Origin of the sequence: Mesorhizobium sp. Root552, assembly GCF_001427285.1 — a bacterium.
Classification (GTDB): Bacteria; Pseudomonadota; Alphaproteobacteria; order Rhizobiales; family Rhizobiaceae; genus Mesorhizobium.
This window is the reverse complement of record NZ_LMFV01000042.1, coordinates 1-7,170: the sequence shown is the minus strand read 5'-3', so window position 1 is coordinate 7,170 and position 7,170 is coordinate 1. Positions and strand designations below refer to the sequence as shown.

General features: G+C 60.3%; 7 protein-coding genes. 6 read left to right on the top strand and 1 reads right to left on the bottom strand.

The genetic code is table 11. From position 1 onward, the window contains the following. Nucleotides 1-286: 286 nt before the first annotated feature. Complete coding sequence (locus tag ASD50_RS14935) at nucleotides 287-523, bottom strand: helix-turn-helix domain-containing protein (RefSeq protein ID WP_082549690.1); 237 nt, start codon at nucleotides 521-523, stop codon at nucleotides 287-289. A gap of 93 nt (nucleotides 524-616) precedes the next feature. Between ASD50_RS14935 and ASD50_RS14930 the strand changes: the two genes are divergently transcribed. From ASD50_RS14930 to mnhG, 6 genes are read left to right on the top strand one after another with little or no spacing between them, the layout of a single operon-like run. After that, entirely contained in the window at nucleotides 617-3,535 is a 2,919-nt protein-coding gene (locus ASD50_RS14930) for a monovalent cation/H+ antiporter subunit A (protein WP_056242789.1), read from the top strand. Then, nucleotides 3,535-3,876, top strand: a complete 342-nt coding sequence (locus ASD50_RS14925) for a Na+/H+ antiporter subunit C (protein ID WP_056242787.1) — start codon at nucleotides 3,535-3,537, stop codon at nucleotides 3,874-3,876. The genes ASD50_RS14930 and ASD50_RS14925 overlap by 1 nt, the downstream gene beginning before the upstream one ends. Further along, nucleotides 3,876-5,519, top strand: coding sequence for a monovalent cation/H+ antiporter subunit D (locus tag ASD50_RS14920; protein ID WP_056242784.1), 1,644 nt, complete (start codon nucleotides 3,876-3,878; stop codon nucleotides 5,517-5,519). The genes ASD50_RS14925 and ASD50_RS14920 overlap by 1 nt, the downstream gene beginning before the upstream one ends. Next, nucleotides 5,516-6,001: a Na+/H+ antiporter subunit E gene (locus tag ASD50_RS14915; protein ID WP_056242782.1), complete on the top strand. Its 486-nt coding sequence runs from the start codon at nucleotides 5,516-5,518 to the stop codon at nucleotides 5,999-6,001. The genes ASD50_RS14920 and ASD50_RS14915 overlap by 4 nt, the downstream gene beginning before the upstream one ends. Beyond that, complete coding sequence (locus ASD50_RS14910) at nucleotides 5,998-6,279, top strand: K+/H+ antiporter subunit F (RefSeq protein WP_056242779.1); 282 nt, start codon at nucleotides 5,998-6,000, stop codon at nucleotides 6,277-6,279. Before ASD50_RS14915 ends, ASD50_RS14910 begins: the two co-directional genes overlap by 4 nt. Beyond that, nucleotides 6,276-6,668, top strand: coding sequence for a monovalent cation/H(+) antiporter subunit G (gene mnhG, locus ASD50_RS14905; RefSeq protein ID WP_056242777.1), 393 nt, complete (start codon nucleotides 6,276-6,278; stop codon nucleotides 6,666-6,668). The genes ASD50_RS14910 and mnhG overlap by 4 nt, the downstream gene beginning before the upstream one ends. The last annotated feature ends 502 nt before the right edge of the window (nucleotides 6,669-7,170 follow it).

Below are 7,170 nucleotides of genomic sequence, written 5' to 3'. Positions count from 1 at the left end.
AGGGCCTTCGCCTTGGTGTCGTTCGATAAAAGGGGATCGGCAAGCTCGACGGACACCAGAAGCGCCTGCCCGCCACAATCGTCCCATTCGCCCACTACGATCCAAAGAAAGAAAAACCAAGGTCGTAAAAGGCAAAGCACAACCCCAGGCCTGGAAACAGGCCGCCAGCCGGCGCCGTGGCCCCCAACGGCGCCGGCTACCCCATCACAACAACACCGCGCCGCTGACCTTGAGGTTTGATCGACCGCAAGTTTGGCCGGTTGCGCCGGCAATCAAGCGATGAAAGTCACTTGTGATGCCTGAGGCGCACTCCCGGCCCTTCGCTTTCTGAAGACAAAAGTTGCACTCCCGCCTCCTCCAGCGCCTTGACGAGCAAATCCTCCGACGCGCGGTGCAGCGTATGACGGTGGCACTCGAAATCCTTGATCGTGCTTCGCGACACGCCGGCGATGCTCGCCAGTTGTTCCTGCGTGCAGTTGAGCAGGCCTCGTGCTGCGCGGCATTGCTCCGGAATTAGGTTCATCAAATTAATGCCTTGCCGAGTTGCGCCCAAGTCAACCATAATGGGTGAGATCAGGCAATGGGTGCCGATTTTCTATATGAGCAACTGCACGGAATGATGGGTGACACATCGCTGTTATTGATGATTGTCATGCCGTTCGTCGGCAGCCTCATTGCTGGTTTCTTGCCGTCCAATGCCCGCAACGCCGAAGTCTGGCTGGCCGGTGCGATCGCACTGGGTGAACTGATCCTTGCATCAGCGGCATATCCGGCTATCGCCGCTGGTGGGGCGATCCGCGCCGACCTCGAATGGATTCCCACGCTCGGCCTCAATTTCACATTGCGAATGGACGGCTTTGCCTGGCTGTTTGCGATGCTGATAAGTGCCATCGGCTTTCTCGTCGTCCTCTATGCACGCTACTACATGTCTGCTGAGGACCCGGTTCCGAGGTTTTTCTCCTTCCTGCTGGCTTTCATGGGCGCGATGCTCGGCATCGTGATTTCGGGCAATCTCATCCTGCTCGTCATCTTCTGGGAAATGACCAGCATCTTTTCCTTCCTGCTGATCGGTTACTGGCACCACAACGCCAGCGCGCGCGACGGGGCACGCATGGCCTTGACCGTCACCGGCATCGGCGGCCTCACCCTTCTGGCCGGCGTGCTTCTGGTTGGCCATATCGTCGGCAGTTACGATCTCGAGCGGGTGCTGGCCTCCGGCGACCTGATCCGCTCGCATGAACTTTATGTGCCGGTACTCATCCTGATCTTGCTCGGTGCGTTGACCAAGAGCGCGCAGTTTCCATTCCATTTCTGGCTGCCCAACGCCATGGCCGCGCCGACGCCGGTCTCGGCCTATCTGCACTCAGCTACCATGGTGAAGGCCGGCGTGTTCCTGATGGCAAGGCTCTGGCCGGTGCTGGCGGGCAGCCAGGAATGGTTCTGGCTGGTCGGCCTCGCCGGCATGATGTCCTTCGTCCTCGGCGCATACTTCGCCATCTTCCAGCAGGACATCAAAGGGCTGCTTGCCTATTCGACCATCAGTCACCTCGGCCTGATCACCATGCTGCTCAGCCTTGGCAGCCCGCTGGGCGCCGTTGCCGCCATCTTCCACATGATGAACCATGCGACCTTCAAAGCGTCGTTGTTCATGGCTGCCGGCATCATCGACCACGAGACCGGCACGCGCGATATACGGCGCTTGAGCGGACTGTTCCGCTTCATGCCGATCACCGCCACCCTTGCCATGGTGGCAAGCGCTGCCATGGCCGGTGTTCCGCTGCTCAACGGGTTCCTGTCCAAGGAAATGTTCTTCGCAGAAGCGGTCGAAACGCATCAGATATCGATCCTCGATACGGCAGCTCCCTATGCGGCGGTCCTCGGCAGTGCATTCGCGGTCGCCTATTCGATCCGCTTCATCCACGGCGTCTTCTTTGGACCGCCTCCCGAAGATCTGCCGCACACGCCGCACGAAGCCCCGTTCCTGATGCGGTTTCCGATGCAGTTGCTGGTGCTGGCCTGCCTGATCGTCGGTATTGTCCCGGGCCTCACCATCGGGCCGTTCCTGCATACCGCGGTTACCTCTGTTCTGAGTCCGGCGACGCCGCAATATAGCCTGTCTGTATGGCATGGCTTCACGCTGCCGCTGATCATGAGCGTCGTGGCGCTGGTCGCCGGAGCAATTCTCTACCTGCTTCTGAAGGGCTACCTGGCCCGCTGCGAGGAAGGCCCGCCCGTCTTTCGCAAACTGAAAGGCCAGCGCATCTTCGAACGCGCGATGGTCACCGTCTCTTGGCGATGGGCGCGTTTCATCGAAAGCCAGCTTGGGACACGGCGGCTTCAACCGCAGCTTCGCCTGCTGGTTCTCGTGGCTTTCGTTGCTGCGTTCTGGCCGCTTTATTCCCTCGGCTTCGATCCCGGCCGGCTGAACTGGACCAATACCGATCCGATCTTCGCCGCGATCTGGGCAATCGGCATCGCCTGCGCTCTCGGAGCGGCCTATCAGGCCAAGTTCCACCGGCTGGCAGCAACGATCCTTCTGGGCGGAGCGGGACTTGTCACCTGCCTCACCTTCCTCTGGCTTTCAGCCCCCGACCTTGCGCTCACCCAATTGCTGGTCGAAATCGTGACAACCGTTCTGCTTTTGCTTGGCCTGCGCTGGCTGCCAAAACGCTTCGAAGACAAGTCGACCGATGCCGTAACCATTGGAGCGCGCTTGCGCCGTGTCCGCGATTTTGTCACAGCCATTACCGTAGGTCTGGGCGTCACGCTGATTTCCTATGCCGTGATGACACGCGCTCCGCCCGCAACCATCGCCGACTACTTCCTCCAAAACGCCTACAGCGAAGGCGGCGGCAAGAATGTCGTCAATGTCATCCTGGTCGACTTCCGTGGCTTCGATACCTTCGGCGAGATCACGGTGCTGGGTGTTGTCGCCCTGACCGTGTTTGCCTTGCTGCGCCGCTTCCGCCCTGCCCCGGACAGCGTCGAACGGCCCGAACAGCAGCGCATCCAGAAGGACTTCGACGAAGCCCGGCCTGATCGCGAAGCGGGCGACACCGTCAGCGATTACCTGCTCGTGCCGTCCGTCATCATGCAATGGCTGTTCCCGGTAGTCATCGTGCTTGCGGCCTATCTTTTCCTTCGCGGACACGACCTTCCGGGCGGCGGATTTGTGGCGGGCGTAGCGATGGCTGCCGCCTTCATCCTGCAATACATGGCGGCAGGAACGGTCTGGGTCGAAGACAGGCTTCGGGTTCTGCCGGTCAATTGGATCGGCTTCGGCCTGCTGTTCGCAGCCCTGGTCGGAATGGGCTCGTGGATTTTCGGCTATCCGTTCCTGACGTCGCATTCGCAATATCTGGAACTGCCCCTGATCGGAGCGGTTCCGGCAGCCACCGCCGCCCTGTTCGACCTTGGCGTTTTCTCTCTGGTCGTGGGCGCAACGGTGCTGATGCTCATTGCCCTTGCCCACCAGTCGATCCGCCGGCTGCGCGCCTCGCGCATCGCCGCCGAAGCAGCTTCGGAAGGCGCGTGATGGAACTTACGCTCGCGCTTGCCATCGGCGTTCTTATCGGCTCCGGCGTCTGGCTGCTGCTGCGGCCGCGCACCTTTCAGGTCATCATCGGTCTTTCGCTCATATCCTACGGCGTCAACCTGTTCATCTTCTCCATGGGCAGGCTGCGCGTCGGCGCGGCACCGGTGCTCGGATCGGGCGGAACCGTCAATCCTGCGGACTACGCCGATCCTATCCCGCAGGCCCTCGTCCTGACTGCCATCGTCATCGGCTTTGCGACGACGGCCCTGTTTCTCGTGGTGCTGCTCGTTTCGCGCGGCTTGACCGGCAGCGACCACGTCGATGGCAGGGAGCCGAACTGATGGGTTGGATTGACCAGATCCTCATTGTGCCCATCGTTCTGCCGCTGGTTACAGGCGCTATCCTGCTTCTGTTCGACGAGCGCCGGCATGTGCTGAAGGCAATGATCAACGTCATCTCGACGCTGGCGTTGACGCTCGTTGCACTGGTTCTGCTCAATCTTGCCGATGCTCCCCCGGCGGATGCCAATGCCGCGACCACCGGGGTCTACCTGCTCGGCAACTGGGCTGCTCCGTTCGGCATCGTCCTGGTTCTCGACCGGCTTTCGGCTCTGATGCTCATGCTGACCTCCGTTCTCGCGTCGGCCGCGCTGGTGTTTTCGCTGGCGCGCTGGCACCGAAGCGGTCCGCATTTCCACACGCTGTTCCAGCTTTTGCTGATGGGCCTCAACGGTGCATTCCTGACCGGAGACCTGTTCAACCTCTTCGTATTCTTCGAGGTGCTGCTGGCGGCATCCTACGGGCTTGTCCTCTACGGTTCGGGTGCGCTGCGGGTAAAGACGGGCCTGCACTACATCGTCATCAACCTGGCCGGCGCTTCACTATTCCTGATCGGAGTCAGCCTGATCTATGGCGTCACCGGCACATTGAACATGGCTGACCTGGCTGTCCGCATCCCGGAGGTGGCTGAAAACGACAGGATGCTTTTGCAGGCAGGCGCCGCCATCCTCGGCGTCGCCTTTCTTATCAAGGCCGGCATGTGGCCACTCGGCTTCTGGCTGCCCAATGCATATATGGCTGCCGCCGCGCCCGTTGCCGCGATCTTCGCCATCCTCAGCAAGGTAGGCATCTACGTCATACTCAGGCTGTCGCTGCTGCTGTTCGGCGCGGATGCCGGTGCATCCTCCGGCTTCGGCGGCTCGTGGCTGCTGTTCGGCGGCATGGCAACAATCGTTTTCGGCGCAATCGGCGTGCTGGCCTCGCAGGCCATGGGACGGCTCGCCGGATTCTACCTGCTGGTCTCGTCCGGCACGCTACTGGCGGCAATTGGAACGGAAAGCATCACCGTCACCTCCGGTGCACTTTACTACATGGTCAGCTCGACCCTCGCCATCAGTGCGTTCTTCCTCCTGATCGAGTTGATCGAACGGGCACAGAACCCGGCCACCAACGTTTTGGCGGTCACCATGGAAGCCTATGGCGACGACATGGACGAGGAAGACATCCAAGAAGAGGTCGGCGTCACCATTCCCGCCACGCTTGCCGTCCTGGGCAGTTGCTTTGCAGGCTGCGCACTGCTGCTGGCAGGCCTGCCGCCGCTTTCAGGCTTCATCGGCAAGTTCGCCATCCTGAGCGCCCTGTTAAATCCGGAAGGCCCTGGCCAAGGCGGCAGCGTTGCCGGCACGGCATGGGCGCTGGTGACTGTGATCATCCTCTCCGGCCTCTCCGCGCTGATCGCGATGACACGTACCGGCATCCGCGCCTTCTGGGCGCCGATTGACGAAACAGTGCCGCGCGTACGGCTCATCGAAATCGCGCCGGTGGCAATGCTGCTCTTTCTTTGCTTTGTGCTGACCGTGCAAGGCGGCCCGGCCATGCGCTACCTGGACGCGACCGCGCAATCCCTGCATGCACCGGCTCACTATATACGTGACGTGCTGTCAGCTCCCCGCGTGCCCGGTCCCGGATCAGGAGCGCCGCAATGAGCCGCGTGCTGCCCTACCCTCTGCTGACGGCATCGTTGCTGACTATGTGGCTCCTGCTTAATGGGTTGTCTGCGGGCCATATCGTTCTAGGCAGTATCGTTGCATTCATGGCATCGCGCGCCATGGTCGCGCTCCAGCCGGACAAGCCGCAACTGCGGCGCTGGGGCCTTATCCCAAAGCTGATCGCGCTCGTCCTTGCCGATGTGCTGCGTTCCAACATCGAGGTCGCAGGCATCATCCTGCGAGGCCGGCGAAAAGAGTTCAACTCCGGCTTCGTGATGATTCCTCTTGAGTTACGCGACCCGACAGGTCTTGCGGTACTCGCCTGCATCATTACCAGCACGCCTGGCACGGCATGGGTCGAATATCATGCAGGGAGCGGCCGCTTGCGAATCCATGTCCTCAACCTGGTCGACGAGCAGGCATGGATCGATCTGATCAAGCAGCGCTATGAGGCGCTGTTGATGGAGATTTTCGAATGAGCGGCATCATCATTGTCTCGGCCGTCACCGTCGCGCAGATATTTTTGGTCTGCGCCATGGCGTGCGCATTGCTGCGTCTTGCTCGCGGACCGCGCGCGCAGGATCGCGTCCTCGGTTTCGACGCCCTCTACGTCGCTGCTATGCTTCTGGTGCTGACCATAGGCATCCGCACCGGCTCCACGATCTATTTCGAGGCAGCCTTGGTGATCTCGCTTCTCGGTTTCGTATCCACCGTGGCGTTGGCAAAGTTCCTCATGCGCGGCGAGGTGATCGAATGAACTCCTTTGCCGATCTGCCGGTCTGGGTTGCCCTGCTTACAGCGTTCTTCCTCATCCTGGGTTCCGGCCTCACCTTGCTGGGCGCAGTCGGCCTTGTGAGATTTGACAGCTTCTATCAACGGGTCCACGCGCCGACGCTCGGCACGACATGGGGTGCAGGCGGCATCCTCCTTGCCTCGATGATCTGCTTTTCGGCGCTTCAGTCCCGCCCGGTCGTGCACGAGGTGCTGATCGCGATCTTCATAGTGGTTACGACACCGGTTTCGCTGATGCTTCTGGTACGCGCAGTCCTCTACCGCGACCGGATCGAAGGCAAGGGCAACGTGCCATCCTTCGAGCCTACCCATGACATCTCATCGGAGTCGCCAACAACGGACAACAGGAACTGAGGTTCGACGCCTCCGGCGCTGCGGGAGCCCCGGCACGACATGGCGAATTCCCAACCAGCAACGTCAAGTGAAAGGTGGCCGCAATTCCTCGGTCAATCCATCGGCGCTTTTTGCCCACGAAGCCTGACGCGCAGCAGACAAGCAGGCAGTCCTCTCGCCTTCAATACTCCTGATGTATTGCAAGGAGAAAACATCAGGCAGTCACCCCTGGATAAATTATAGTTGGTATGGTTGTAGCGGAATTTCACACTGCCATCGATGCAATACAGAAAGTATGTGCTCTCGTGATGGAAATAGTCTCTCATTTCATCGAGATCATTGATGAAAATCATGTTCGATTCACCGACGACCCCACCCGGCGCTTGGTGATCGCTAAAACTTAAATCCACATATGTACCCGCTGTGTGGCCTTCCCCCTGAGAACGGGTCCATTTTGAGAGTTAGAGTTTCGGCTATTTTGAGCTTTGAAAGGAGCACGGAATGGCACGGAAGAACTATACTG

Bases quoted from the DNA above. Each gene is read 5' to 3' on its own strand.
- ASD50_RS14935 (WP_082549690.1), bottom strand. From the start codon at position 523: ATGAACCTAATTCCGGAGCAATGCCGCGCAGCACGAGGCCTGCTCAAC.
- ASD50_RS14930 (WP_056242789.1), top strand. From the start codon at position 617: ATGATGGGTGACACATCGCTGTTATTGATGATTGTCATGCCGTTCGTC.
- ASD50_RS14925 (WP_056242787.1), top strand. From the start codon at position 3,535: ATGGAACTTACGCTCGCGCTTGCCATCGGCGTTCTTATCGGCTCCGGC.
- ASD50_RS14920 (WP_056242784.1), top strand. From the start codon at position 3,876: ATGGGTTGGATTGACCAGATCCTCATTGTGCCCATCGTTCTGCCGCTG.
- ASD50_RS14915 (WP_056242782.1), top strand. From the start codon at position 5,516: ATGAGCCGCGTGCTGCCCTACCCTCTGCTGACGGCATCGTTGCTGACT.
- ASD50_RS14910 (WP_056242779.1), top strand. From the start codon at position 5,998: ATGAGCGGCATCATCATTGTCTCGGCCGTCACCGTCGCGCAGATATTT.
- mnhG (WP_056242777.1), top strand. From the start codon at position 6,276: ATGAACTCCTTTGCCGATCTGCCGGTCTGGGTTGCCCTGCTTACAGCG.